We start from the raw sequence: 26,175 nt of genomic DNA on the forward strand, positions 1-26,175 counted from the left end.
CTCCCCCGCGCGGGGTTTTGTGCCGGCGGACAAACCGGCCGCCTTAAGCTGCCGGGGTGCCATCGGACATCTCGGGCATCGACGCCCTGGTCACCGCGCTGCTCGGCGAGCTGGACGACCTCGCCGACGCCGTCACCCGGCGCATCCGCCACGAGGTCGTGCTCTACCAGGCCGGCGATCCGGTGCCCGCCGGGTCGCTGCGGCAGTCCGTGCGGGACAACGCCGAGCTGATCCTGCGGCAGTTCGTCAGCGACACCGCCCCCGACCTGTCCGCGCCGTGGGCCACCGGACGCGAGCGCGCCCAGCAGGGGGCGCCGCTGCCGGAGGTGGTGCGGGCCTACCGCGTCGGGTTCGCGCACCTGTGGGACGCGCTGGTCGCCAAGGCACGCGCCTCGTCGTCGGTGGACGACCGGGTGCTCGTCGACTTCGCCGCGACCGTGTGGCGGCTCGTCGGCACCTACACCGACGCGATGGCCGACGCCTACCGGGACACCGCCTCGCAGATCATGCTGGAGCGCGAACACGAGCGGTCGATGCTGGTCGAGGCGCTGTTCACCGGGGTGCTGGCCCAGGACACGCTGTGGGAGGCGGCGCAGACGCTGGGGCTGCCGGTGGAGGGCTGTTTCGTCGTCGTGGCCGCGGAGAACCCCGAGCTGGGCAGGCGGTCCCTGGTGGGCATCGAGTCCCGGCTGCGGTCCGACGGGATCCGCTCGGCGTGGCGGCTGTCGCCCGAGGAGCACATCGGCGTGCTGGCGCTGCCCTACCCGTCGCTGGGGGAGCGGCTGCCGGACCTGCTGCGCGGCCGGGCCACGGCGCGGATCGGGCTCAGCCCCGCCTACCCGCACCTGCGCGAAACGCCGCGGGCGCTGCGGCTCGCGCGGCTGGCGCTGGGCACCCTGCCGCCCGGGCGGGCCGACGTCGCGCCGTGGGACGACGCGCCGGTCGCGGTGCTGATCGCCGCCGCGCCCGGGGAGGCCGAGCGGGTGGCGAGCACGGTGTTCGGCCCGCTGCTGGACCTGCCGCCCGCCGACCGGAAGGTGCTGGTCGACACGCTGGACGCGTGGTTCGCCTGCGCCGGGTCCGCCGCCGAGGCCGGCAAGCGGCTGTACTGCCACCCCAACACCGTGCGGTACCGGTTGCGGCGGGTCGAGGAACTCACCGGCCGCGGGCTGGGCGATCCCCGGGCCGTGGCCGAACTGGCGACGGCGCTCCAGGTCGTGCGGCTGCTGCCGGCACGCGAGTGAGGCTACGGTCGGGCGATGACCGATGATGCCGGCTCGCGCCCCGCGGCGTGGCGGGACGCCTGGACCGAGGGCGGCCTGTTCCCCACGCCCCCCGACGACACCGCGGACTACCGGACCCTGACCTACGAGGTGACCGGGCGCATCGCCCGGATCACGTTCGACCGGCCCGAGCGGGGCAACGCGATCACCGCGGACACGCCGTTCGAACTGGCCGCCGCGGTGGAACGCGCCGACCTCGACCCGCGCGTGCACGTCATCCTGGTTTCCGGGCGGGGCAAGGGCTTCTGCGGCGGCTACGACCTGTCGATCTTCGCCGAGCACGGCGACACGCCCCCGGAGACGGACCCGGACCGGGCCGGCACCGTGCTCGACCCGGTGGCGCAGGCCCGCAACCACGACCCGTCCCGGCAGTGGGACCCGATGGCCGACTACGCCCTGATGAGCCGGTTCAACCGCGGCTACGCCAGCCTGCTGCACGCGACCAAGCCGACGGTGGCGAAGCTGCACGGGTTCTGCGTCGCGGGCGGCACGGACATCGCGCTGCACTGCGACCTGATCGTGGCCGCCGACGACACGAAGATCGGCTACCCGCCCACCCGCGTGTGGGGTGTGCCCGCGACCGGCCTGTGGGCGCACCGGCTCGGCGACCAGCGCGCGAAACGGCTGCTGTTCACCGGCGACTGCATCACCGGCAGGCAGGCCGCCGAGTGGGGGCTGGCGGTGGAGTCCGCGCCGGCGCAGCGCCTGGACGAGGTCACCGAGGCGCTGGTCGCCAAGATCGCGCTGCTGCCGGTCAACCAGCTGATGATGGTCAAGCTCGCGCTCAACAGCGCGCTGACCGCGCAGGGCGTCGCCAACTCGGCGGTGATCGGCACGGTCTTCGACGGCATCTCCCGCCACACCCGCGAGGGCTACGCCTTCCAGGCCCGCGCGCGGACGGCGGGATTCCGGCAGGCGGTGCACGAGCGCGACGAGCCGTTCGGGGACGCCAAACGCCCCTGACGGCTCATCCGGTGGGGATCAGCACCACCCACACCGGTCCGTCGGCGGCGGGCAGCGGGGCGCCGCCCGGGGTGGTGAACGTCGTGGCCGCGTGCGGGGTCGGGCGGGACCAGACGGCGTCGAAGGCGGCGCCGTCGCGCAGCAGGGTCGCGGCGCCGGTGCCCACCGTCTGCGCGACCGGCGCGGTCCGGCCCTGGGCGTCCGCGATGGTGCCCGGGCGGGTGGTCACCTGCTGCAGGATCACCGTGGCCGCGCCGAGCTGCCCCACCTCGGTGGAGGTCAACGGGCTGCCGTCGAGCCACACGAGCCAGCGCCCGCCGTCCCAGCGGAAGTCGAAGGACGCCGCCGCGTAGGACACCGTGCGCCCGGGGGTGGGCGTGCGGCCGGGCGGAGCGGGCCCGCGGGCGATCAGGGCGTCGAGAAGCGGGCCCTCGCCCGCGGGCAGCGCTTCGGGACGCACGAACAGGTTGTGCGGGGCCGGTCGGGCGTCGTCCCGGACGTAGGCGGCGGGTGTGTCGGCGGGGGAGGCGTTGACGATCCGATCCGACAGCGCCGGGGTGTGCAGGGCGCGGTCGATCTCGGGGGCGGCTCCGGCGTAGGCGAACACCGGGCGGCCGAAGGCGGCCAGCAGGTCGTAGTCGGTCTCGCGGGCGCTGCGCACCGGGCCGATGGCCGGCGGGCGGCGGGTGGTGAACACGGCGGCGAGGCGGCTCAGCCCGCCTTCCACGGGCTCGGCGAAGACGATGTCGGCCGAGCCGAGCCCGGTCGCGAGCCGCGCCTGGGCCACGTTGTCGATCTTGACGACGAGCACCGGCCCGGTCGGCGTGGCGGGGGCCGCCGGGCCGCTGCTCCCGGTCGTCGAGCAGCCCAGCAGGAGGCCGGCGCTCGCGAGCCCGGCCAGGAACCGGATCGCCCGTCCCCGCATCGCCCCACCTCCCGTGGTAGCGATTGTCCTACCGCGACGGCCGGCGCGCTCGGGCACGCTCCCGGTTCTTCACGGCGAACCACGCGACGGCGAAGGCGTCGCCGTCCGGGAGGCCCACCGCGACGTCGCCTTCGCGGGGTTCGCCCGCGATCCAGAGCCGGCGCCGGTCGAGGAGTCCGGCGAGGACGTCCGGCGGGCAGTCGGTGATCGCGAAGCGGGCGCGGAGCCCGGTGGGGAACACCGCCCATCCGGAAACCGGCCGGCCGTCGGTCTCGTCCGCGATCGTGGCCGCGGTGACCTCGGTCCACACACCGGCCGCGAGCAACCGCGCGGCGTTGGCGTCCCGCCGGCGCCGCACGGCGGACACCGCGACGACGAGGAGGACGGGAGCCAGCAGCACCCACGGCAGCGCGCCACCCACCACGACGAGCAACGCGACCTCCATCCCCGCGAGGACGGCGGCGGCCCCGAGGACGGCCGTGCGCCCGCGCAGCCGCCGGGCCAGGCCCGACCGCGTGAGGGGACCGGGAGCCCACCGGATCACCAGCACCACCACCCAGCCCACGGCGAGGACGGCCCCGAACCCGGCGTAGAGGGCGTCCACACCGCGGGGCGGGTGTTCGATCAGTCCGATGAGGACAGCCACCATGCCCAGCAAAGCGAGCGGCAGCGCGACGGTCAGCCGGATCTCGCCGGTGGCCCAGGACGGCAACCGCCGGACGAACACCAGCACCAGCGTGGCGGCGAACCCCACCCCGAGCCCCACCGCGGACGTGGAATCCCACCCGCCGGCCAGGTGCACCGCGGCCACCGCGGCGAACAGCGCGAAGAACCGCCAGCGCGGACGCCACGCGCGCTCCTCCACCGTTTCCTCCACTCGCCGATCGCGTCCGCAGCCTAACCAGCCTCCCGCGACGGCGAGTAGTCATTTTCGGCGCTCCCCTTGCGGACAGCGCGCCGGGTGGGTTACCGTGCGAGAGATCTCCGCGGATGCCGGCTCAGCCGCCCGCCAGATCATCTTCCTTCTCGATCCCGGCCCGATCACACCTGTCCGGGTCAATCCGTTCCGGCGCTCGTGCGCCCTCCGTCCTTTGTGGAGTACCACCATGTCCAGTCACGGCATTCTCGACATCCACGGCAAAACCGCCACCCTCGGCTACGGCCGCGGCGGGACCACTGTCCCGTTCGGACTCGTCCGGTCGCACGGCCTGCGGCGCGGCGACGAAATCGTCCTGGACGGCCAGGAACTGGTTTCGGTCAACGGCGCCGATCCCGGCCCCCGTTCCGAGTTCGACCGGCTCACCCCGGTGCACCCGGACCGGCGGCTCGTGCTGGAGACCGCCCGCCACCAGCTCACCACCCGCGTGCTCGACCTCGCCGCGCCGATCGGCAAGGGGCAGCGCGCGCTCGTCGTCGCGCCGCCGCGCACCGGGAAAACCACTGTCCTGCAAGCGATCGCGCACGGCGTCGCCACCAACCACCCGGACACGCACCTCATGGTGCTGCTCGCCGACGAGCGGCCGGAGGAGGTCACCGACCTGAGCCGCTCGGTGCGCGGCGAGGTGATCGCCTCCACCTTCGACCGCGCACCGGCCGAGCACACCGCCGTCGCGGAACTGGCCCTCGAGCGCGCGAAACGCCTGGTGGAGACCGGACGCGACGTCGTGCTGCTGCTCGACTCGCTGACCCGCCTGGGCCGGGCGTACAACCTGGCCGCCCGCGCGTCCGGCCGCATCCTGTCCGGCGGTGTCGACGCGAGCGCGCTGCACCCGATGAAGCGGATCCTCGGCGCCGCGCGCAACATCGAGGACGGTGGTTCGCTCACGATCATCGCCACGGCGCTCGTCGGCACCGGATCCCTGGCGGACACGGTGTTCTTCGAGGAACTCAAGAGCACCGGCAACGCCGAGCTGCGCCTCGACCGCACCCTCGCCGACCACCGCGTGCACCCGGCCATCGACCTGTTCGCCTCCGGCACCCGCCGCGAGGAGCTGTTGCTGTCACCGGCGGAGCTGACGGTGATGACGGAGGTCCGCCGGGCGCTGGCGGGCCAGGACCCGCGCCGCGCCACGGAACAGTTCCTGGAGCAGCTCCGCACGACGAGGTCCAACGCCGAGTTCGTCGCGCGGGTGTCCGCGAGCCTGCACACCCCGGCGGCGGCCTGAAAATATCGGCGGAACTCCGGCGGTCCGGCCGCTACAGTGCGCCGGGTGAGCGCCCTCTTCTGCGACCTCCCGCTGGCCGAGCGGATCGAACGAGCCGAAGCCCGGCGGATGGCCGACGCCACCGCACTCGCGCGGAACCGGCCCGGCTCGGCCGCTTTCGTCCGGCCCGTCGCCGGGGGAGTGGCGACCTTCGCCGAAGCCGGGTCGCCGCTGAACAAGGTCGCCGGCCTCGGGTTCGGCGGCGTGCCGGCCGCGGACGTTCTCGACGAGACCGAACGAGCCTTCGCCGCGGTGGGCTGTCCGGCGCAGGTCGAGCTGGCGCATCTGGCCGACCCCTCCATCGCCGCGACGCTGACCGGGCGCGGGTACCGGCTGGAGTCCTTCGAGAACGTGCTGGGCCGCGACTTGCGGGAGCCGCCGGACCGGGTGGTCCCGCCGGGGATCGAGATCCGGCCGGTAGGTCCCGGGGAGTCCGGTGCCTGGCTCGAGGCTTCCGTGGACGGCTTCACCCAACCCGACACCCCGGCGGAGCCGTCCGCCCACGTGTTCGGGCGCGAGGTCCTGGCCACCGCCCTGCGCGACCTCGTGGCGGCCGGTGACGTGCGGCGCTACCTGGCCGTGTGCGATGGCGTGGTCGCCGGTGCCGCCAGCATGTGCGTCACCGGCGGGCTGGCGCAGTTCACCGGCGCCGCGACCCTGCCCGGTCACCGGCGCCGTGGCGTCCAGACCGCCCTGCTGTCCGCCCGGCTCGCCGACGCCGCGGCCGCCGGCTGCGACCTCGCCGTCGTCACCACGGCGCCCGCCTCGAAGTCGCAGCAGAACGCCCAGCGCCGCGGCTTCCAGGTGCTCTACACCCGCGCGGTGCTGGTGAAACCCGCGGAGTGAGTCCTCCGCCGATCATCGGACCGCGCTGCCCGCCGTCAGTCACCCCGGACGCGATCTGCGTCCGCGAGGTGAGGTCGAGCTTGCGCAGCATCCGCTCGATGAGGTGGCGGCCTCCCGCTGACCCTGGTGGTCACCCACCGAGCAGCGCGGAGATCCACCGGGCGGCGGTCGAGCACCTGCGCGCCACGCTTGAGGGCGGCGCTGAGCGGAGGCCCTGCGTGAGCAGGGCCTCCGCCTTCTGCTGTGCGCGCGTCCGCTGTCAGGCGACACCGCCGCGGCCGCGGCGGTGTCGCCTGACAGCGGACGCGCGCGAGCACGCTGGGTGGCGACAAGATCTTCGCCGCAGTCAGCCCGCTCCAGGGTCTGGCTGGAGCCCTGCCCGGTCATCTGGCGGCCAGAGGCGTGGTCGCATAACGGCTACCGGCGCCAGCTCACGCGCTGGGCGCGTGACCAGCGCAACTGCTTCCCGTCGCGGACCTGGCCACTCAAGCCCGTGCGAGCACGATTGACTCACCCGTGACAGCCGACTCATGGCGGACCTGCAACACCGTCACCTGCTCGATCAGTTCTCGGCTCAGGTCCAGGACCTCCTTGTTGCCGACCAGATCCGCTTCTACCGCGAGCAGGAGGGCACTTTGCCGGAGCCCCATTGCCTGGCCACGCGTCGTCGTCCGCGCGACGTCGCAGCACACTCCGGCGTGATCGACGACGAGAGACGCGATCAGCCCCGTCCATTCGGGCAGCGCCGGCTCTCGCGGGACTGCTTTCCGCAGTTCGGTAGCGACGGTTTGCATGTTCTCGAAATAGATCGACCGCATGTCACGGTGTAAGCCGACCTCATTCATGATCACTGCGCTGATGGTTTGTTCGGCGACAGCAATTTCCTGCATCCGCCGCCGGGACTGAGGGTCGTCTTCCAAGCGCGGTAGGACCACCGAATCGATCGACGGCCGGGACGCCTTCCAAGTGGTCAGACGCCAGGTGGCGATCTCCACGAGAATGTCGTGGCCGCGCGCGGCCGTACTTCGAGGGTGGTTCTGCCGGCGTGCCACCTCGACAGCGAAAACGCGACAGATCAGGTCGAGGTCGTGTTGCGCGTAGAGGAGGTCGGCTTCGGCGGAGGGATTGCCCCGCGCCCGTCGCGCGGCAGCTTTCTCCAAGTTTTGCTGCAATTGCTCCAGGGCTGAAGCGGCGAACGGTCTGAAGCGTCGCAGATGCGGAAGTAGGAAATCCATGGTCAGTGCCAGCGCTCGCCACATCGCGGGCAGCTTGCCGTCTGCGTCCGAGGTTGACATGCTCGGCGCACGGCGGATGCAGCTGTCGATCAGATGTCGCATCTGCCAGATCTGTTGAACCGCAGTCTCGTAGGCGCCGTAGAAGTCGTCGGGATGTGTCGGAGCGTTGTCCGCGGTTTGTGTACGGAGATAGAGGAGCTGACCGAAGAGTGGATCGTCGCTGATCTCCTCGGTGAGCAGATCCCTGACCTTGGTCTCCGGAACTTGCCGGTCCGCGGTTTCGGCGGACGTGGGCCACAGTCGTGGGAGGCCTGGTGCTTGCGGTGCGACCCAGGCGCTTGTCGTCGAACTCGTCAACACGTCGGTAGCGGGGCCGCTGCCTTCGCGAAGCTGATCCAGTTCGTCTTCAGTGGGAAGCCGGTAAACAGTAGCGCCGTCGGTCGATACTATGGTGTTCAGCCAGAAGACGAATGCTTCGACGTCGTTCGCCCAGACACCCTTCGCCGGCGTCATCCCCTGCTGTGGATCGATCGCCGGAGGGGCGACGGATACCAGCTCGGGGCGAGTGTCGTGGAGGAACAGGCGATAGAGCTCCTCCGGGATCGGGCGTGGGCACACTCGTGAACCGTCGAGCGTGAGCATCACCTCGTTCGTGTGCCTCGTCGCGAGCACCCCCGCGACGAGGCGACGGTGCTCGGGTGCTGTGTCGTGCAGGAATGCGGCTGCCAGAAGGTCGTCGAGCCGGTTTCGTAGCTCCGGCGCGAGATCACTTTCGTTTTCGGTGCAGTCGAAGGCCAAAGACAGGGCGGTGACCTTTCCTGAAGCCAGACAGGCCCGCACGATGTCGTCGGCGTCAGCGCCAGCGACGAAGAGAAGGCTGGTCTCTCGCCACCACACATCGTCGACATTCCTCATCAGGACCTCGCCGAGGGCCTTCTGTTGAATGTGCCGGGCCGCGAGGAACTCCTGAAGTGTCTGGTGTGCGAACGCGTAGAGGTCCTTTTCACGTTCGATCAAGAGTCCGTTCGAGCTGACGTCGTCGATAAAACTCTCGCCGTCCACTGCGGTGGAGATGCGCCGGAGCCCTGGTGACACCAACTCGAGCAGCCGTGTGCGCGACAGGTCGCGGACCCGCTCGTTCATCATGGTGAACGCAACCTGTGCGAGCAGTCGTTCCTTTGCCGGCCCGCTGAGGGCGATCGGCAGGCGTTTCGCTTCCTGGCGGCGCCACAGCATCACCTGGCATACCTCGCTGTACAGGTCAGCGCGGCTGCCCGGCAGTGCGCCACGGTATCGGTGTACGTTCGCGATCATCGTAAGCAACAGGGGATTGACGGCGAGATCGTAGAGCGCAGGTGCCACGGCGATGCGCTGCAACAGGTCCGCGGCCTTCTTGTCCGCCCGATCGCGGCTCTCTTCGTCGTGTTCGTCGGTCGCCCGCCGCTCGGCGGCGAGGTACCAATTGTGCAAAAACAGGCGAATTTGCCGATCGGTAAAGGAACGGACCTGGACAACCCGGGCGGCGTCGATCACGGCGGTTCGGTATCCGTGTGGCCGGGACGTCACCACGAAGTCGTTCTGCGGGTAGCAGTTCACCTGATAGCTGATCCACCTGGCTACCGAAACCCGGTCCTCCGAGTGAGCGACCTCGTCCAGACCGTCCAGTAGGACGGTGCAGCGTCCGGCCAGTAGTTGTTCTTCCCACCAGCCATTCGGTTCGCTGGAGGCAAGGGTGGGCAGCGTGTTCCGGAGAAGCTCCGGTAGAGGGATGCGGGTGTTTTCGCGAATGGCCTCGGCGTGGTCCCGCAGCTCGAGCAGGATCGGCAATGGTCGACGGTGATTTCGCCCGCCCTGGACGACCCGGCGTGCAACGTGCCGCAACAAGGTTGTCTTGCCGCTACCGGGTGCTCCGATCACGGCCAGCACCACCGCTTCCGGCCGATCAACCAACTCCCAGATGGAATGCCGCTCGGTCACGTGGGCCGGTACCTCGGCCAGCATGCTGCCCCCCACCTGGTGGGGTGCCCTCGGCACGAGGCTGACGTCGATGTAGATCTCGTCGAGTCTCGGCGTGCTGTCACCTGCGGTGGCCAGCCCCTTGGTGTCGATATATCGCAGCGACGCCAGCACATAGTGGAGATAGTGGCGGCCGTACCGCGTGATACGACGGTCCAGTTTCTGGTCGATTTTCTCGCTCAAGCGGCCGAGCTGCCGGAGAACGGCGCGGCGCATGGCGCCCACGAGGAGAAGACCGGTCGCTAGGAGCAATTCCCAAGCGACAGCGAGCAGGATTGCCGTGGTGGGATGCTGAACGAGCAGATCCCGCCACAGAGTGCCGGCTGTCGCGGGTACTCCGACGGCAAGGGCGGCTCCGGTGAGAACCTTCCAGGATTGAAGCAACAATGTGATCTTTCTCTCCGAGTGGGAATCGGAGTGTAGCAATGTAGGGCCTCAGGCAAGCCGCGGCGCGGGTATGACCAGAAAGCGAGGAGTGGAGCGAGTGCGCGGCTGGCGGAGATGCATTTCCAGGTGCGTCCGGCCGCGCCGCGGTGCTCGTCTTGTTGCGGTGCCGAACGGCGGGGCAGGTGTATCGCCGGTGGCAGTCGGCGGCGTCCCGGCTGGTTGCGGCAGCAGTGTGACCTGGGTCGGCGCCCCGGTCGGGGGACACGCCGCGCCCCCTAACTTGATTTATTCCAGACTAGTGCTCTAGGGTCGGCCGCGTGATGTCGGACTTCGAGGCGCAGCTGCGGGCGGTCTCGTTGCGTGTGACCCGGCCCCGCCTGGCGGTGCTGGCCGCGCTGCGCGACCACCCGCACGTCGACACCGAAACGGTGATCGAGCTGGTGCGCGCCGACCATCCGACGGTGTCCCACCAGGCCGTCTACGACGTGCTGCGGGCCCTCACCGAGGCCGGGCTGGTGCGCCGCATCCAGCCGGCCGGCGCGAACGCCCGCTACGAAACCCGGGTGGGTGACAACCACCACCACGTCGTCTGCCGCTCCTGCGGTGCGATCGCCGACGTCGACTGCACCGTCGGGCACGCCCCGTGTCTCACCGCCTCGGACGACCACGGCTTTCTGATCGACGAGGCGGAGGTCGTCTTTTGGGGCATCTGCCCCGATTGCTCGGCCGCCGCAGTTCCCAACGAAACCGCCAGCTCGGAAGGCAAGTAGATGAGCGACACCCAGGACAACACCCCCTCGAGCGCGCAGGGGGTGGACAAGAAGGCGGCGGCCGGGTGCCCGGTCGCACACGACTCGGTGACCTCGCACGGCAGCGAGAGCGAGAACCCGGCCATCGACTCCCCGACGCCGAAGTCGGGCGGCCGTCCGCGCACCAACCGCGACTGGTGGCCCAACCAGCTCGACCTGTCGGTGCTGCACGCGCACGACTCGAAGAGCAACCCGCTGGGCAAGGACTTCGACTACGCCAAGGAGTTCGCCAAGCTCGACGTCGAGGCCCTCAAGCGCGACATCGAGCAGGTGCTCACCACCTCGCAGGACTGGTGGCCCGCCGACTTCGGCCACTACGGCGGCCTGATGATCCGCATGAGCTGGCACTCCGCGGGCACCTACCGCATCCACGACGGCCGCGGCGGCGCCGGTGACGGCGCGCAGCGCTTCGCCCCGCTCAACAGCTGGCCGGACAACGCCAACCTGGACAAGGCGCGCCGCCTGCTGTGGCCGGTCAAGCAGAAGTACGGCCAGAAGATCTCGTGGGCCGACCTGCTGGTGTTCGCCGGCAACGTGGCCCTGGAGTCGATGGGCTTCAAGACCTTCGGCTTCGGCTTCGGCCGCGAGGACATCTGGGAGACCGAGGAGGTCTACTGGGGCCCCGAGGACGACTGGCTGGGTGACGAGCGCTACGTCTCCGACTCGGAGATGGTGCCCGAGCTGGGCGCCACCGAGATGGGCCTGATCTACGTCAACCCGGAGGGTCCCCGCGGCAGCGCGGACTTCATGGCCGCGGCGCACTTCATCCGCGAGACCTTCGGCCGCATGGCGATGAACGACGAGGAGACCGTCGCGCTGATCGCCGGTGGTCACACCTTCGGCAAGACCCACGGCGCCGGCGTCGCCGACGACCACGTGGGCCCCGAGCCGGAGGCCGCGCCGCTGGAGGCGCAGGGCCTGGGCTGGCTGAGCACCCACGGCTCCGGCAAGGGCCCGGACACGATCACCAGCGGGCTCGAGGTCACCTGGACCGACAAGCCGACGCAGTGGAGCAACCGCTTCTTCGAGATCCTGTTCGGCTACGAGTGGGAGCTGACCACCAGCCCCGGCGGCGCGAAGCAGTACGTCGCCAAGGACGCGCCGGAGATCATCCCGGACCCGTACGACCCGAACAAGAAGCACAAGCCGACCATGCTCACCACGGACTTGGCGTTGCGCTTCGACCCGGTCTACGGCAAGATTTCGCGCCGGTTCCTGGAGAACCCGGACGAGTTCGCGCTGGCGTTCGCCAAGGCCTGGTACAAGCTGCTGCACCGCGACATGGGCCCGGTCAGCCGCTACCTGGGCCCGTGGGTCGCCGAGCCGCAGCTGTGGCAGGACCCGGTGCCGGCCGTGGACCACGAGCTGGTCGGTGAGGCCGACATCGCCGCCCTGAAGGCGAAGGTGCTGGAGTCCGGCCTGACCACCGCGCAGCTGGTCACCACCGCGTGGGCGTCGGCGGCGAGCTTCCGCTCCACCGACAAGCGCGGTGGCGCCAACGGCGCACGGATCCGGCTGGAGCCGCAGCGCAACTGGGAGGTCAACCAGCCCGAGGAGCTGGCGAAGGTCCTGGAGACCCTCGAGGGCATCCAGCGCGAGTTCAACGAGGCCGGTGGCGCGAAGATCTCGCTGGCCGACCTGATCGTGCTGGCCGGTTCGGCCGCGGTGGAGAAGGCCGCGCGGGACGCGGGCGTCGAGGTGACCGTGCCGTTCCACCCGGGCCGCACCGACGCCAGCCAGGAGCAGACCGACGTCGAGTCGTTCAAGGTGCTCGAGCCGCGTGCCGACGGGTTCCGCAACTACCTGCGGGCCGGCGAGAAGCTCCAGCCGGAGGTGCTGCTGGTCGACCGCGCCTACATGCTGGACCTGACCGCGCCGGAGATGACCGTCCTGGTCGGTGGCCTGCGGTCGCTGGGCGCCAACTACGGCGGCGTGCGGCACGGTGTGCTCACCGACCGGCCGGGCGTGCTCACCAACGACTTCTTCGCCAACCTGCTCGCGCCGGGCACCAAGTGGAAGGCGTCGGAGTCGGAGGAGAACGTCTACGAGATCCGCGACGTGGCGACCGACGAGCTGAAGTGGACGGCCACCCCGGTCGACCTCATCTTCGGCTCCAACTCGCAGCTGCGGGCCCTCGCGGAGGTCTACGCCAGCGACGACGCGCGGGAGAAGTTCGTCAACGACTTCGTCGCGGCCTGGACGAAGGTCATGGAACTGGACCGGTTCGACCTGTCCTGATCCAACGTCACCCGGGCGAGCCCGGCCGGTCCCTGGCGGACCGGCCGGGCTCGTCCCGTTGCGCCCATCGCACTGAGGCAGGAGAACGCATGATCCGGCGCTGGAACCCGGACACCGTGGCCGCCCCGATCGGGATGTACAGCCACCTCGCCCACGTGCCGCCCGGGCACGAGCTGGTGGTGATCTCCGGGCAGGTCGGCGCGCTGCCCGACGGCTCGCTCGCCGCCGACGCCGAGTCCCAGACCGAGGCGGTGTTCGCCAACCTCGAGCGGCTCCTCGCCGCGGCGGGCGCGGAACCGAGGCACCTGGTGAAGCTGTTCAGCATGGTGGCCGGCACCGAGCACCTGCCGGGCTTTCGCGCGGTGGTGAAGCGGACCTTCACCCGCTGGTTCCCGAACGGCGACTGGCCGGCCCAGTCGCTGATCGTGGCGGCCGCGCTGGCCAGCCCGGACATCCTGGTGGAGGTCGAGGCCATGGCCGCGGTGCCCCGCTGACGTCCGCCGGGTTCTGGAAGTTCCCGCCCGCCGCGACGTGTCCCCGGCGTGGTTCTCGTGGCTCGGCGCTGCGCCTGTACCACCAGCTGGGCCCGGTGCGGGTCGAGTGGGCGCCGGGCCCGCACCGGGTCCACAGTGGACCCGGATCGCACATCGCCGTCCCGGCCACCGCCGCCGGCCGGATCGCCCGGTCACCGGCCGGGCACGGCGTGCGCCCGTTTCGGGTTCCACTACTTCGACGACGAGTCCGACGACGGGGTAGGCGCGCCGCCCCAGCGGGTCAACCGGGGTGGTGGCCCGCGCCGCCGGCAGTCAAGCTGGGGGAGTGACCGAGCAGCGGATGCGGTTCGCGGAGGTTCTGGCGGCGTTGTCGACCGCCACGGATCTCGGGCTCGGGCAGCCTGCCGGGCACGCGGCGCGGACCTGCCTGCTGGCGATGCGGATCGCCCGCGCGCTCGGCGTCGGCGGCGCCGCGCTGTCCGATGTCTACTACGTGTCGCTGCTGCGGTACGTCGGCTGCACCGCCGACGCGTTCGAGGTGGCGGCGCTCGCGGGCGACGAGATCGGCATCGCCGCGGCGGTGGGCCCGGTCGTCATGGGGGAGCCGGCCGAGGAGGCCGCCGCGGTCGCGCTCCCCGGCGGGACCGCGGCCAAGGCCGTCATGATGGCGACCCATTGCGAGGCCGCCGAGCTGCTGGCCGCCCGCCTGGGCCTCGGCGCCGGGGTGCTCACCGCGCTGCGGCACGGGTTCGAGCGGTGGGACGGCCGCGGCAACCCGGCCGGGCTGGCCGCGGAGGCGGTGCCGCTGCCGATCCGCATCGCCGTCGTCGCCCGGGATGCGGAGCTGTGGCACCGGCGGACCGGGTACCCGGTGACGGCGGAGGTGCTGCGCCGCCGCCGCGGTCGCGCCTACGACCCGGCCGTGGTCGACGCGGTCCTCGGCGGCGGCGAGCCGATGCTCGCCGAGACGGCCGGGTCGCCCTGGGACGAGGTCCTGGCGGCCGAACCCGCTCCCGTCCTGATCGGAGCTGACCGGCTGGACACCCTGCTGACGGTGGTGGCCGACTTCGCCGACCTCAAGTTCCCCGCCGCTCTCGGGCACTCCCGCCACGTGGCGCGGCTGGCCGAAGCCGCGGCCCGCGAGGCCGGCCTGGGCGAGGAGTGCGCGGTCCGGCTGCGCCGGGCCGGGCTGCTGCACGATCTGGGGCGCACCGGAATCAGCAATGTCGTGTGGGACCAGCCACGGCGGCTGTCGGCCGACGAATGGGAACGGGTCCGCCTGCACCCCTACCTGACCGAACGCGTCCTGGAGCGCACCGCGCTGCTGCGTCCGCTGGCCCGCCTCGCCGGAGCCCACCACGAGCGGCTGGACGGCAGCGGCTACCACCGCGGCAGCACCGGGTCCGCGCTCGGGATGGCCGAGCGCGTCCTGGCCGCCGCGGACTGCTACCAGGCGATGCTCCAGCGGCGGCCGCACCGGCCGGCGCGGACCCCGGGCGCGGCGGCGCGTGAGCTGGTTGCCGAGGTCGCCGGAGGCCGGCTCGATCCGCGAGCGGCGGCCGCGGTGACCGCGGCCGCCGGGCACGCGCCCGTCCGGGTGCCGTCCCGCTGGCCCGGCGGGTTGACCGACCGGGAGGTCGACGTGTTGCGGCTGGCCTGCCGCGGGCTGTCCAAGCCGCAGGTCGCCGAGGCGTTGTGCATCTCGGTCAAAACCGTGGGACGGCACCTGGAGAACAGCTACGCCAAGATCGGCGTGTCCAGCCGCGCGTCGGCCGCGCTCTACGCCGTGCACCACGGTCTCCTCGGCGAGCCGGGGTGAAAGATGGGGCGATCGCCCAAGGCGGTGGCAGGCCCGTCCGGCGCACACTTCTCCCATGCGAACCCGACTCTGCGACCTCCTCGGACTCGAAGTACCGATCATCTGCGCCCCGTTCGGCCCGTGGGACTCGGTCGACCTCGCGGCGGCCGTCTGCGCGGCCGACGGGCTGGGCAGCCTGGGCACCGCGGTGCGGCCGCTGCCCGATCTGCGCGAGCAGTGGCGACGGCTGCGCGAACGCACCGCGCGGCCGTTCGCGATCAACCACACCACCCGGCCCTTCGACGAGGAGGTGTTCACCGCGAGCCTGCGGGCGCGGCCGTCGGTGATCTCCTTCCACCTGGGCGACCCCGGTGACCTCGTGGCCAGGGCGCACGACGCCGGGTGCACCTGGGTGCAGCAGGTCATGGACGTCGACCAGGCCCGGCAGGCGCTCGACCGCGGCGCCGACGTCCTGATCGCCCAGGGCACCGAGGCCGGCGGGCACAGCGGTTTCATCGGAACCCTGGCGCTGGTGCCGCAGGTGGTCGACGTCGCGGGCGAGGTGCCCGTGGTCGCCGCGGGCGGCATCGCGGACGGGCGCGGGCTGGCCGCCGCGCTCGCGCTCGGCGCGCAGGGCGTGGCCATGGGCACCCGGTTCCTCGCCAGCACCGAGATGGCGGTCAGTCCGGAGTGGAAGCAGCTGCTCGTCGAGGCATCCTCCCGCGACGCCGTGCACGAGGACCTGCTCGACGTGCTGCTGCCGCCGTACAACCGGCCGCGTCACCCCGCCCAGGGGCGCCTGCTGCGCACCCCGTTCCTGCGCGAGTGGGCCGCGCGGCGGGACGAGCTCGCCGATCGGGTCGGCGACATCGGCCCTGAGGTGGTCGCGGCGGTTCTGGACGGGCGAGGCCACGAGTACGTGCCCTTCGCGGGCCAGTCGGTCGGCCTGATCGAGGACGTCCGCCCCGCGGCGGAGATCATCCGCGACGTGGTCACCGAGGCTGAAACGATCCTGGCCAAGCTGGGGCGGGGCTAGGCGTGGCGTCCCGCAGCCGTGGGACGGCCCGTCCTGTCCCGGCCACGCGCGCCAGGATCGACGGCCGCATCAGCGCCGACGGCGGGTCCAGGAACGCGCTGACCCGCATGAACTGCGCCGCCACCACCGGATCCCGTTCGGCGGCGGTGAGCACCCGCTCCACGTACCGGTTCACCAGCCGCACCGGCAGCGGTCGCGGCGCCTGGACCTGGGGCAGCGTCAGATCGCTGCCCACCGACAGCCGCCACGCCACCCCGATCGGTTCCGCCGCCGCGCGGAAGAACCGCCGGGCCAGGTTCCGCTCGCCGCGCCGCAGGCAGTCCCGCAGCGCCAGCGCCTCCAGCGCCGCCACCGACATGCCCTGCCCGTAGATCGGGTTGAAGCTGCAGATCGCGTCGCCGAACACGAGCAGGCCCTCCGGGAAGCGGCGGAGCTTGTCGTAGCGGCGCCAGCGGCTCGCCGGGAAGGCGAACGTCGCCACGTCCGAGAGCGGTTCGGCCGCCCGCAGTGCCTCGATCAGGTGCGGCGGCGCGGACCGCGCGGCGAAGCCGACCATCTCGTCGTAGTCCGGACGCGGATGGTCCTCGCCGTAGCCGGCCACGGTGAACAACCAGGTGTCGTCCTCGTAGGCGAACAGGGCCATCCCGTGGGGCCGCTCCGGCGTGGCGCCGATGACCACCAGCGTCTCCCGGACGGCGTCCGGCCGCAGCCGCACCAGGCGGCTGGTGTACCGCAGGTGGACCGGCACCTCGTCCTCGTCCGGCCGCCGGTAGCCGAGCTCGTCCAGCCACGCGGGGGTGCGCGCGCTCCGGCCGAGCGCGTCGACCACCAGGTCCGCGTCCAGGGTCTCCTCGGCGCTGGCCGGCGCCCGCCGCTGGACGCGCACGCCAGTGACCCGGTCGCCCGCCGCGCTGGTGGTCAGGCCGGTCACGTCGTAGCCGTCGCGAAGATCGACAGTGGACAGTCCGCGCAGCCGGTTGCGCACGTGCGCCTCGAGGAACGGCCGGCTCGGCTGGTGCATCGGCGGCAACTGCATCTCCGGCGACAGCCGGTGCCCGCCGGGGGAGAAGTGCAGCCGCGAGTAGTCCGCCAGCACCGTGCCGCCGTCGGCGACGAGCTCGGCGAGCAGCCCGGGGAACAGCTCGTCCACGATCTCCCCGCCGCGCGGCAGCAGCGCGTGGACGTGCCGGCCCTGCGGGACGCCGCGCCGGTGCGCCACCGCCTCGCCGAGGTGGTCCCGCTCGACCACCGTCACCCGGTCGTAGAAGCCGGCGAGCACGCGGGCCGCGAGCAACCCGCCCATTCCCGCGCCCAGCACCACCGCGTGCGTTCGTTCCTGCGTCGTCATCGTGCGCCTCCTCCGTGGCCGCCCCTGCTGTCCGGCACAGCGTGACCGGACAGCAGGGGCGGACGCATGGAGGAGAGGTGGGGAAAGCGTGGAGACTTCGCGGTGAGCGTGACTACGCGCGCCGGCCGTGGACGGCCCCGTCGTCACCGTCCACGGCCGGCACCCGCGGTCACTGGTACAGCGCCGCCTGGATCTTCGGGTCGTTGATGTTGGTCTTGTCGTACCAGTAGTACGCGGTGTCGATCCGCTTGGGCAGCTGCTCGTGGTTGATCGCCTTCAGCGCGGCGTCCACCAGCTGCCGTCCCATGTCGACCGGGTCCTGCGTCACCGCGCCGGCCATCAGGCCGCTGTTGATCGCGTCGATCTGGGCCTTGCCGGAGTCGAACCCGACGATCGTCAGGCCCTGCTTGCCGCTCTCCTGCACGCCCTTGATCACGCCGATCGCCGAGCCCTCGTTGGAGGCGTAGATCCCCTTCAGGTCCGGGTTGGCCGCGATGATGGACTTGGTGATGTTGGCCGACTCCAGCTGGTCACCGCCGCCGTACTGGGGCGGCAGCACCGTGATGCCGGGCGCGTTCTTCGCCATCCAGTCCAGGAACCCGTCCCGCCGGTCCTTGCCGGACAGGCTGGTCTGGTCGTGCACCACCAGCGCGACCTTGCCCTGTCCGCCGATCTGCTCGGCCAGGTGCTTGGCCGCCTCCGCCGCCGCGGCCTTGTTGTCGGTGGCCACGGTGGTCACCGGGATGTCACTGTCCACACCGGAGTCGAACGCCACGACCGGGATGTTCTGCGACTTGGCCTGCTGCAGCAGGGGAGCGGCCGCCCGCGAGTCCAGCGCGGCGAACCCGAGCGCCTTCGGTGACTTGGCCAGCTCGTTGGTGAGCATGTTGACCTGCTGCTCGACGTCCTTCTCGGTCGCCGGGCCGACGAAGGTGGTGCGGGCGCCCTTCGCGGCGGCCTCGTCCTCGGCGCCCTTCTTCACGGCCTGCCAGAACTGGTGCTGGAAGCCCTTCGACACGATGGCGATGAGCGGTCCGTTCCCGCCGCCGCCACCGCCGGTGTCGCCGCCCTGGCCGCACGCGGTCATCGTCAGCGCCAGCACGGCGCCGGCGACCGCGGCGACGATCTTCTGCGTCCTCATCAAGAACTCCTTTGTTCTCCTCAGGCTTCCCGTTTCCGGATCCGGTCGGTGTAGACGGCCACCAGGATCACGCACCCGAGGATGACGTTCTGCCACTCCTGCGGGATCGACATGATCTGGAGCCCGTTGTTGAGCACCGAGATGATCAGGGCGCCGATCAGGGTGCCGATGATCGAGCCCTTGCCGCCGGACAGCGACGTCCCGCCGATCACCACGGCGGCGATCGCCTGCAGCTCGTACCCCATGCCGGTGGCCGGCTGCGCCGACCCCAGCCGGGCCGAGATCATCACCCCGGCCAGGCCCGTGAACAACCCGGCGAAGGCGTAGATCCCGACCTTCCACCGGCGCACGTCGATGCCGGACAGCGCGGTCGCTTCCTCGTTGCTGCCGATCGAGTACGTGTAGCGGCCGAGCACGGTCTTGGTCAGCAGCACGCCCGCGATGATCGCGATCGCGGCCAGGATGAGCACCGCGTTGGGCACGTTCGGGATCAGGTTGCCCGCGGAGATCTCGATGTAGCCCGGCGAGTCGCTGAAGTAGATCGGGGTGCTGTGGGACAGCACGAGCGCCAGCCCCTCGGCGACCAGCATCATCGCCAGTGTCGCGATGAACGGCGGGATCTTCAGCAGTGCCACGTTGATGCCGTTGACCAGCCCCATCAGCCCGCCGAACAGGATCGCCAGCGGCACCCCGACCGCCAGCGGCAGGCCGGAGTTCACGATGAACACGCCGGACATCACCGCGCACAACGCCATGCCGGTGCCGATCGACAGGTCGATGCCGCCGGTGATGATGACGAACGTGGTGCCGATCGCGAGCGTCCCGATCACCACCGTGGAGAACAGGATGGCGATGAAGTTGCCGTAGGAGAAGAAGAACGGGCTGACGATCGAGAAGAACGCGTAGATCACGATGAGGCTGGCGAAGGCCAGCAGTTGCTGCAGCCTGCTCTTGATCGCGCCGGCCACCCCGCCGGTGCGCTGCGGCTCCGCCGTGGGAGCTTTCACCGTGGTCATGACTGACCTGCCTTCCCTTCCGGGGCGAGACCGAGTTCGGCGGCGTCGGCGGGATTCTCGTCCGGCCGCAGGGTCGCGTAGTGCATGATGTTCTCCTGGGTCGCCTCGTCGGCGTCGAGCACGCGGGTCACGCGGCCCTCGCTCATCACCACCACGCGGTGGGACATGCGCAGGATCTCCGGCAGTTCCGAGGAGATCATGATGATCGACTTGCCCTGCCCGGTCAGCTCGCGCAGCAGCTGGTAGATCTCCTCCTTCGCGCCGACGTCGATACCGCGCGTCGGCTCGTCGAAGATGAGGATGTCGCAGTCCTTGGCCAGCCACTTGGCGATGACGACCTTCTGCTGGTTGCCGCCGGAGAGGTTCTTCGCGGTCTGGTCGAGCGAGGGTGTCTTGATGCGCAGCGCGCCGACGTAGCGGTCGGCCTTCGCACGCAGCGCGCAGTCGCGCACGAACCCGGCCTTGGTGAACTGGCGCAGCGCGGACAACGCGATGTTGGCCTTGACGTCCTGGTCCAGCAGCAGGCCGAACCGCTTGCGGTCCTCCGACAGGTAGCCGATGCCGAGCTTCGCGGCGTCGGCCGGGGTGGCGATGCGGACCGGCTCGCCGTGCAGGGTGACCGCGCCCGCCTCGGCCTTGTCCGCGCCGACCAGCGCCCGCGCGACCTCGGTGCGGCCGGCGCCCATCAGCCCGGCGAAGCCGAGGATCTCGCCGTGCCGCAGGTCGAACGACACGTCCTTGAGCAGGTCCCGGGTGCGCAGGCCCTCGACCCGCAGCACGACCTCCCGGTCGGCGCGCACCCCTTCCGGGCGGGCCTCGGTGTCGATGGCCCGGCCCACCATCAGCGCGATGATGTCCGGGGTGGCGGCGGTGGCCATGTCGAGCGTGTCGATGTACTCGCCGTCGCGGATCACGGTGACCCGGTCGGCGATGCGCTTGATCTCCTCCATCCGGTGGGAGATGTAGATGACGCCGGTGCCCGGCCGCACGAACCGCCGGATCAGTTCGTGCAGCGTCGCCACCTCGGCGTCGTTGAGCGCGGCGGTCGGCTCGTCCATGATCAGCACGCGCGGGTCGTAGGACAGCGCCTTGGCGATCTCGACCATCTGCTGGTTCGCGACGGTCAGCTCGCCGACCACCGCCCGCGGGTCCAGGCGCAGGTGCAGGCGGTCGAGCAGCTCGGCGGCGTCGGCGTTGAGCTTGCGCTCGTCGAGCAGCAGCCGCCCGCGGCGGGGTTCCCGTCCGATGAAGATGTTCTGCGCGACCGTCAGGTGCGGCACCAGGTTGAACTCCTGGTGGATGATGCTGATGCCCAGCTCCAGCGCGTGCCGCGGGCTCGCGGGCTGGTAGGGCTCGCCGCCCAGCCGGAAGTGGCCGGCGTCGGCGCTGTGGATGCCGGACAGCAGCTTCATCAGCGTGGACTTGCCCGCGCCGTTCTCGCCGACCAGCGCGAGCACCTCGCCCGAGCGCAGCTCCAGCCGCATGTCGTGCAGCGCGCGGACACCGGGGAAGCTCTTGTCCACGCCCTCGACTTCGAGCAACGGTTCCGTCATCGTCGCGACCCCGCTCATCGCACCCGCTCCGCCACACCGTAAATCGCGCTCGCGGTGCCCGACAACACGAGCGACCGTTCGGTCTCGGACAGCTCACCGATCAGTGTCGAAACGGTGTCCCAGGTTTGGCCGTACCCTCCACTGGGGACGGTCATCGGCCAGTCCCCGCCGTACATCAGCCGCCGGGCGCCGAACACCTCGAACGCCGCCTCCACCGCCGGCCGCGCGGATTTCACGGTCAGCGGCTCGCCCGGCCGTTGCAGCCCGGAGACCTTCGCGACCGTGTTGGGGTGCGCGGCCACCGCGCGCAGCGTGGTCAGCCAGGCGCGGAACTCGGCCGGATCCGCGGGCGGCTTGCCGAGGTGGTCGACCACGATCGTCAGCTCCGGCAGGGCCGCCGCCAGGTCGGCGACCTGGCCGAGGTGCCGGGGCCAGGCGTCGGGGACGTCGAACGGCAGGCCGCGTTCGGCGAGCACGGCCAGCGAGCGGCGCACCGCGGGCAGGCCGAGGAAGTCCGCGCGCGGGTCGTCGTGCACCAGGTGCCGCACCCCGCGGAAAGCCGGGTGCTGCTGCCAGCGGTCGAGCTGACGCCGGGCGGTGTCCGGGTCGTCCAGGCGGACCCAGCCGACCACTCCGGCGATCCAGTCGTGCCGGCCGGCCTGGGCGAGCATGAATTCGGTGTCGGCCTCGGAGTCCTCCGCCTGCACGAGCACGGCCGTGGCGATTCCGGCGGCGTCCAGCTCCTGCCGCGCCTGCTCGGCGGTGAAGGTCCGGTGCAGCGGGCTGCCGGGCGGCAGCCACGCGTACTCGCTGACGGTGAGGTCCCACAGGTGCAGGTGGGTGTCGACGACGTGCTCGGTCATGCCCGGATCAGCCCCTTGTCCCGCAGCGTCGTCCACACCTCGTCCGGCACGGTGGCCGCCAGCCGCCCGGCGTTCTGCCGCACCTCCTCCGGGGTGGCCGCGCCGGCCACCACCGCGCGCACCGCCGGGTCGCGCAGCGGGAAGTGCAGCGCGGCGGTGGGCAGGTCGACGCCGAACTCGGCGCACACGGCGGCGATCTCGCGCGCGGTGACCAGGACGTCCGGGGGAGCGGCGGCGTACTCGTAGCGGCCCGCCGGCTCGGGGGTGGCGAGCAGGCCGGAGTTGAACACGCTCGCGGCCGCCACCCCGATCGACCGGGTGCGGCACTCGGGCAGCACCTCGTCCAGCGCGGACTGGTCGAGCAGCGTGAACCGGCCGGCGACCATGAGCAGGTCGGCGATGCCGAACCGCGCGGCAGCGGTGAGCGCGGCGACCGACTTGGAGCCGACGCCGATCGCCCGCACCACGCCCTCGTCGCGGAGGCGGGCGAGCGCGGGCAGCCCGGAGGCCAGGGCCGGTCCGAGGTCGTACTCCTCGGGGTCGTGCAGGTAGACGACGTCGACGGAGTCCAGTCCCAGCCGGGTCAGCGACTCGTCGAGGCTGCGCCGCACCCCGTCGGCGGAGAAGTCCCACACCCGCCGGTGGTCGGCGGGGACGGCGAACTGGTTCGCCTCGTCCAGGCGGTCCGCGCCGTCCGGGTCGGGCACCAGGAGCCGCCCGGCCTTGGTGGACACCACGAACTCGGCGCGCGGCTTGCCCGCGAGGAAAGCGCCCAAGCGGCGCTCGGACAGGCCGAGGCCGTAGTGCGGCGCGGTGTCGAAGTAGCGGATGCCGCAGTCCCACGCGGCCTCCAGCACGGCGTGGGCCTGCTCGTCGCTCATCGGCACGTACAGGTTGCCCAGGTTCGCGGCGCCGAGCGCGAACGGGCCCGGCACGCTAGCCATGGGCGTACTCCGCCAGCGACGCCGCGTGCATCTCGGTGCCCGCGCCGGGGGCCTTCGGCGCGAAGTAGCGTCCACTGTGGACGTCCACCGGGGTGACGAAGTGTTCGTGCAGGTGGTCGACGAACTCGATCATCCGGTCCTGGACGGTGCCGGAGACCGCGACGAAGTCGAACATGGCCAGGTGCTGCACCGCCTCGCACAGCCCGACGCCGCCGGCGTGCGGGCACACCCGGACGCCGAACTTGGCGGCCAGCAGCAGGATCGCGATGTTCTCGTTGACCCCGGCCACCCGGGTGGCGTCCAGTTGCAGCACCGACAGCGCCTGGGCCTGCAGGAGCTGCTTGAACAGCACGCGGTTGGCGCCGTGCTCACCGGTGGCGACCGGGATCGGCGCGACCGCCTTGGCGATGGCGGCGTGGCCGAGGATGTCGTCCGGGCTGGTCGGCTCCTCGATCCAGGCGAGGTCGAACGGGCGCAGCCGCTCGATCCAGGCGATCGCGTCGCCGACGTCCCAGCGCTGGTTGGCGTCCACCGCGATCCGCACGTCCGGGCCGCACACCTCGCGCGCGATCCGCAGGCGGCGCACGTCGTCGTCGAGGTCGGCGCCCACCTTGAGCTTGATCTGGCCGAAGCCGTCGGCGACCGCCTCCCGGCACAGCCGGGCGAGCTTGTCGTCGTCGTAGCCCAGCCACCCGGGGGTGGTGGTGTAGGCGGGGTAGCCCTCGCTGAGCAGCCGCGCCTCCCGCTCGGCGCGGCCGGGCTGGGCGGCGCGCAGGATGTCCAGCGCCTCCTCGCGGGTCAGCGCGTCGGTCAGGTACCGGAAGTCGACCAGGTCGACGATCTCCTCCGGGCTGAGCGAGGACAGCAGCTGCCACAACGGTTTGCCTTCGCGCTTGGCGCGAAGGTCCCACAGCGCGTTGACGGCCGCGCCGATGGCCATGTGCATGATCCCCTTCTCGGGGCCCAGCCAGCGCAGCTGCGAATCGTGCACCAGCTCGCGCCACAGCCCGCCGAGGTCGGCGAGCGTGGCGTCCACGTCGCGGCCGAGCAGGTGCGGCTCCAGGGCGCGGAGCGCGGCGACCTGGACGTCGTTGCCGCGGCCGATGGTGAAGACGAAGCCGTGGCCCTCCAGCCCGTCCCCGGCGTCGGTGACCAGGCGCAGGTAGGCGGCCGAGTAGTCGGGGTCCGGGTTCATCGCGTCGGAACCGTCGAGCGTCTGCGACGTCGGGAACCGGACGTCGTGCGTGTGCAGGGCGACGATGCGTGCCACGGACCCACTCCCTTGTACGCCTCGGTGACGACGCCGACGATAGAGATCCGATGTCTGTGCCGTCAAGGCTCGCGGACGACGGGAAAGTTCGCCTAGGATTTCGACGACTCCCGGAGAGAGACCCGACCAATATCGTGAGGATGTGAACCGTGCACCTTGTCCGCCTCGGTCCCGTTGGACAGGAACGTCCCGCCGTCGTCGCCGACGGCACGACCTACGACCTGACCGGGCTGACCGCCGATCTCGACGGCGGGTTCCTCGCCGGGGGCGGGATCGCGGCGGTGCGGGCCGCCCTGGACGCCGGTGAGCTGCCGGAACTGGCGGACGCCGATTCACTGCGCGTCGGCTCGCCGGTGGCGCGGCCCGGCGCGATCCTCTGCATCGGCATGAACTACGCCGAGCACGCCGCCGAATCCGGCTCGGCCCCGCCGGACGTGCCGATTCTGTTCCTCAAGACCCCGAACACTCTCGCGGGCCCGCACGACCCGGTGACGATCCCGCCCGGCAGCGAGCGCACCGACTGGGAGGTCGAACTCGGCGTCGTGATCGGCAAGCGCGCCCTGTACCTGGATTCGCCGTCGTCCAGCCTGGAGCACGTCGCCGGGTTCGTGGTCGGCAACGACGTCTCCGAGCGGCAGTACCAGCTCGTCGACTCCGGCGGGCAGTGGAGCAAGGGCAAGTGCGCGCCCGGGTTCAGCCCGCTCGGGCCGTGGCTGGTGCCGGCGGACGAGGTGGACCACACCGATCTGCGGCTGCGCAGCTGGGTCAACGGCGAACCGCGCCAGGACTCCACGACCGCGGACATGATCTTCGGCGTCGAGCACCTGGTGTGGCACCTGAGCCGCTACCTCGCGCTGGAGCCGGGCGACGTGATCCTGACCGGCACGCCGCAGGGCGTCGCGCTGTCCGGGAAGTACCCGTACCTGCGGCCCGGGGACGTGGTGGAGCTGGAGATCGAGGGACTGGGCAGGCAGCGGCAGGAGTTCGTCGCGGCGGAGGTGGGGTGATGGGGGAGTTCGACGGGCTGGTCGCCGCGGTCACCGGCGGGGCGTCCGGCATCGGCGCGGCGATCGTGGCGGCGCTGCGGGAGCGGGGCGCGCGGGTGGCGGCGCTGGACGTGACCGAAGTCGAGGACGGCGTGCGGGCCGACGTCACCGACGACGCTTCGGTGCGGCAGGCGATCTCGGCCGTGGTGGACCGGTTCGGCGGGCTGGACATCGTGGTGAACAACGCGGGCATCGGGGCGCAGGGCACGGTCGCCGACAACGACGACGCGGAATGGCTGCGGGTGCTGGACGTGAACCTGCTCGGCATGGTGCGGGTCAGCCGGGCGGCGCTGCCGCACCTGCGCCGGTCCCGCGCCGCGGCGATCGTGAACGTCGGCTCGATCGCGGCCACCGCGGGCCTGCCGCAGCGGGCGCTGTACAGCGCGTCGAAGGGCGCGGTGGCGGCGTTGACGCGGGCGATGGCCGCCGACCACCTGCGGGAAGGGATTCGGGTCAACTGCGTGCACCCGGGCACGGCCGACACGCCGTGGATCGGCCGCTTGCTGGACCGGGCGGAGGACCCCGAGGCGGAGCGGGCGGCGCTGGAGGCGCGGCAGCCGCACGGCCGGCTGGTGTCACCGCAGGAGGTCGCCCACGCGGTGGTGTACCTGGCCAGCCCGCTGGCGACGTCCACCGCCGGGGCGGGACTGGCCGTGGACGGCGGGATGCAGGACTTGCGCCTGCGGCCGAGGTGAGTTCGCCGGGGTGCTGAGCGCTGCGTCGGCTGCTGGGGCCGCGTCCGGGCGGTGCCGCCCGCGCC

General features: G+C 71.7%; 21 protein-coding genes. 11 read left to right on the forward strand and 10 right to left on the reverse strand.

Going from position 1 to position 26,175, the window contains the following annotated elements:
• The first annotated feature begins 56 nt into the window (after window positions 1-56).
• Both IE290_RS02585 and IE290_RS02590 read left to right on the forward strand, forming a co-directional pair.
• Entirely contained in the window at window positions 57-1,244 is a 1,188-nt protein-coding gene (locus IE290_RS02585) for a PucR family transcriptional regulator (RefSeq protein ID WP_191242857.1), read from the forward strand.
• A gap of 15 nt (window positions 1,245-1,259) precedes the next feature.
• On the forward strand, window positions 1,260-2,246 hold the full coding sequence (locus IE290_RS02590; RefSeq protein WP_191242858.1) for a crotonase/enoyl-CoA hydratase family protein: 987 nt from the start codon (window positions 1,260-1,262) through the stop codon (window positions 2,244-2,246).
• A gap of 4 nt (window positions 2,247-2,250) precedes the next feature.
• Here IE290_RS02590 and IE290_RS02595 read toward each other — a convergent pair whose 3' ends face one another.
• Both IE290_RS02595 and IE290_RS02600 read right to left on the reverse strand, forming a co-directional pair.
• Window positions 2,251-3,171, reverse strand: coding sequence for a DUF3048 domain-containing protein (locus IE290_RS02595; protein WP_191242859.1), 921 nt, complete (start codon window positions 3,169-3,171; stop codon window positions 2,251-2,253).
• Between the two features lie 28 nt (window positions 3,172-3,199).
• Window positions 3,200-4,036 (reverse strand): hypothetical protein, encoded by an 837-nt coding sequence (locus IE290_RS02600; protein WP_229874071.1) that lies wholly within the window; start codon window positions 4,034-4,036, stop codon window positions 3,200-3,202.
• A 241-nt stretch (window positions 4,037-4,277) separates the two neighbouring features.
• On the opposite strand from IE290_RS02600, the gene rho reads away from it, so the two are divergent.
• On the forward strand, window positions 4,278-5,336 hold the full coding sequence (rho, locus tag IE290_RS02605; RefSeq protein ID WP_191242861.1) for a transcription termination factor Rho: 1,059 nt from the start codon (window positions 4,278-4,280) through the stop codon (window positions 5,334-5,336).
• A 45-nt stretch (window positions 5,337-5,381) separates the two neighbouring features.
• Window positions 5,382-6,221, forward strand: coding sequence for a GNAT family N-acetyltransferase (locus IE290_RS02610; protein ID WP_191242862.1), 840 nt, complete (start codon window positions 5,382-5,384; stop codon window positions 6,219-6,221).
• A 485-nt stretch (window positions 6,222-6,706) separates the two neighbouring features.
• On the opposite strand, the gene IE290_RS02615 is transcribed toward IE290_RS02610, so the two are convergent.
• The gene (locus IE290_RS02615; protein WP_229874319.1) at window positions 6,707-9,688 is read right to left on the reverse strand and encodes an NACHT domain-containing protein; all 2,982 of its coding nucleotides are present in this window, start codon (window positions 9,686-9,688) and stop codon (window positions 6,707-6,709) included.
• A 491-nt stretch (window positions 9,689-10,179) separates the two neighbouring features.
• Between IE290_RS02615 and IE290_RS02620 the strand changes: the two genes are divergently transcribed.
• The 5 genes from IE290_RS02620 to IE290_RS02640 all read left to right on the forward strand — a co-directional run bounded on the left by IE290_RS02620 (window position 10,180) and on the right by IE290_RS02640 (window position 16,234).
• Window positions 10,180-10,629, forward strand: a complete 450-nt coding sequence (locus IE290_RS02620) for a Fur family transcriptional regulator (RefSeq protein WP_191243920.1) — start codon at window positions 10,180-10,182, stop codon at window positions 10,627-10,629.
• Window positions 10,630-12,906: a catalase/peroxidase HPI gene (katG, locus tag IE290_RS02625; RefSeq protein WP_191242864.1), complete on the forward strand. Its 2,277-nt coding sequence runs from the start codon at window positions 10,630-10,632 to the stop codon at window positions 12,904-12,906. It begins immediately after the preceding gene.
• Between the two features lie 89 nt (window positions 12,907-12,995).
• The gene (locus IE290_RS02630; RefSeq protein WP_191242865.1) at window positions 12,996-13,400 is read left to right on the forward strand and encodes a RidA family protein; all 405 of its coding nucleotides are present in this window, start codon (window positions 12,996-12,998) and stop codon (window positions 13,398-13,400) included.
• Window positions 13,401-13,725: 325 nt separating this feature from the next.
• On the forward strand, window positions 13,726-15,219 hold the full coding sequence (locus tag IE290_RS02635) for an HD domain-containing phosphohydrolase (RefSeq protein ID WP_191242866.1): 1,494 nt from the start codon (window positions 13,726-13,728) through the stop codon (window positions 15,217-15,219).
• Between the two features lie 55 nt (window positions 15,220-15,274).
• The gene (locus IE290_RS02640) at window positions 15,275-16,234 is read left to right on the forward strand and encodes an NAD(P)H-dependent flavin oxidoreductase (protein WP_191242867.1); all 960 of its coding nucleotides are present in this window, start codon (window positions 15,275-15,277) and stop codon (window positions 16,232-16,234) included.
• Here IE290_RS02640 and IE290_RS02645 read toward each other — a convergent pair.
• The 7 genes from IE290_RS02645 to IE290_RS02675 form a co-directional block, all read right to left on the reverse strand.
• Window positions 16,191-17,582: an FAD-dependent oxidoreductase gene (locus IE290_RS02645; protein ID WP_191242868.1), complete on the reverse strand. Its 1,392-nt coding sequence runs from the start codon at window positions 17,580-17,582 to the stop codon at window positions 16,191-16,193. The two genes, IE290_RS02640 and IE290_RS02645, sit on opposite strands and share 44 nt — an antisense overlap.
• 169 nt (window positions 17,583-17,751) lie before the next feature.
• Window positions 17,752-18,723 (reverse strand): ABC transporter substrate-binding protein, encoded by a 972-nt coding sequence (locus tag IE290_RS02650; protein WP_191242869.1) that lies wholly within the window; start codon window positions 18,721-18,723, stop codon window positions 17,752-17,754.
• Window positions 18,724-18,743: 20 nt separating this feature from the next.
• A complete protein-coding gene (locus IE290_RS02655; RefSeq protein ID WP_191242870.1) occupies window positions 18,744-19,739 on the reverse strand; it encodes an ABC transporter permease in 996 nt (331 codons plus the stop codon).
• Entirely contained in the window at window positions 19,736-21,292 is a 1,557-nt protein-coding gene (locus IE290_RS02660) for a sugar ABC transporter ATP-binding protein (RefSeq protein ID WP_268246298.1), read from the reverse strand. Before IE290_RS02660 ends, IE290_RS02655 begins: the two co-directional genes overlap by 4 nt.
• A gap of 14 nt (window positions 21,293-21,306) precedes the next feature.
• Window positions 21,307-22,155 carry an amidohydrolase family protein gene (locus IE290_RS02665; protein WP_191242872.1) on the reverse strand — a complete coding sequence of 283 codons (849 nt, stop codon included), beginning with the start codon at window positions 22,153-22,155 and terminating at the stop codon, window positions 21,307-21,309.
• Entirely contained in the window at window positions 22,152-23,099 is a 948-nt protein-coding gene (locus IE290_RS02670) for an aldo/keto reductase (protein WP_191242873.1), read from the reverse strand. The genes IE290_RS02665 and IE290_RS02670 overlap by 4 nt, the downstream gene beginning before the upstream one ends.
• Window positions 23,092-24,369, reverse strand: coding sequence for an L-fuconate dehydratase (locus IE290_RS02675; RefSeq protein WP_191242874.1), 1,278 nt, complete (start codon window positions 24,367-24,369; stop codon window positions 23,092-23,094). Before IE290_RS02675 ends, IE290_RS02670 begins: the two co-directional genes overlap by 8 nt.
• 149 nt (window positions 24,370-24,518) lie before the next feature.
• On the opposite strand from IE290_RS02675, the gene IE290_RS02680 reads away from it, so the two are divergent.
• The gene (locus tag IE290_RS02680; RefSeq protein WP_191242875.1) at window positions 24,519-25,376 is read left to right on the forward strand and encodes a fumarylacetoacetate hydrolase family protein; all 858 of its coding nucleotides are present in this window, start codon (window positions 24,519-24,521) and stop codon (window positions 25,374-25,376) included.
• Window positions 25,376-26,110, forward strand: coding sequence for an SDR family NAD(P)-dependent oxidoreductase (locus tag IE290_RS02685; RefSeq protein ID WP_191242876.1), 735 nt, complete (start codon window positions 25,376-25,378; stop codon window positions 26,108-26,110). The genes IE290_RS02680 and IE290_RS02685 overlap by 1 nt, the downstream gene beginning before the upstream one ends.
• The last annotated feature ends 65 nt before the right edge of the window (window positions 26,111-26,175 follow it).

Origin of the sequence: Amycolatopsis deserti (assembly GCF_014653945.1) — a bacterium.
Classification (GTDB): domain Bacteria; phylum Actinomycetota; class Actinomycetes; order Mycobacteriales; family Pseudonocardiaceae; genus Amycolatopsis_E; species Amycolatopsis_E deserti.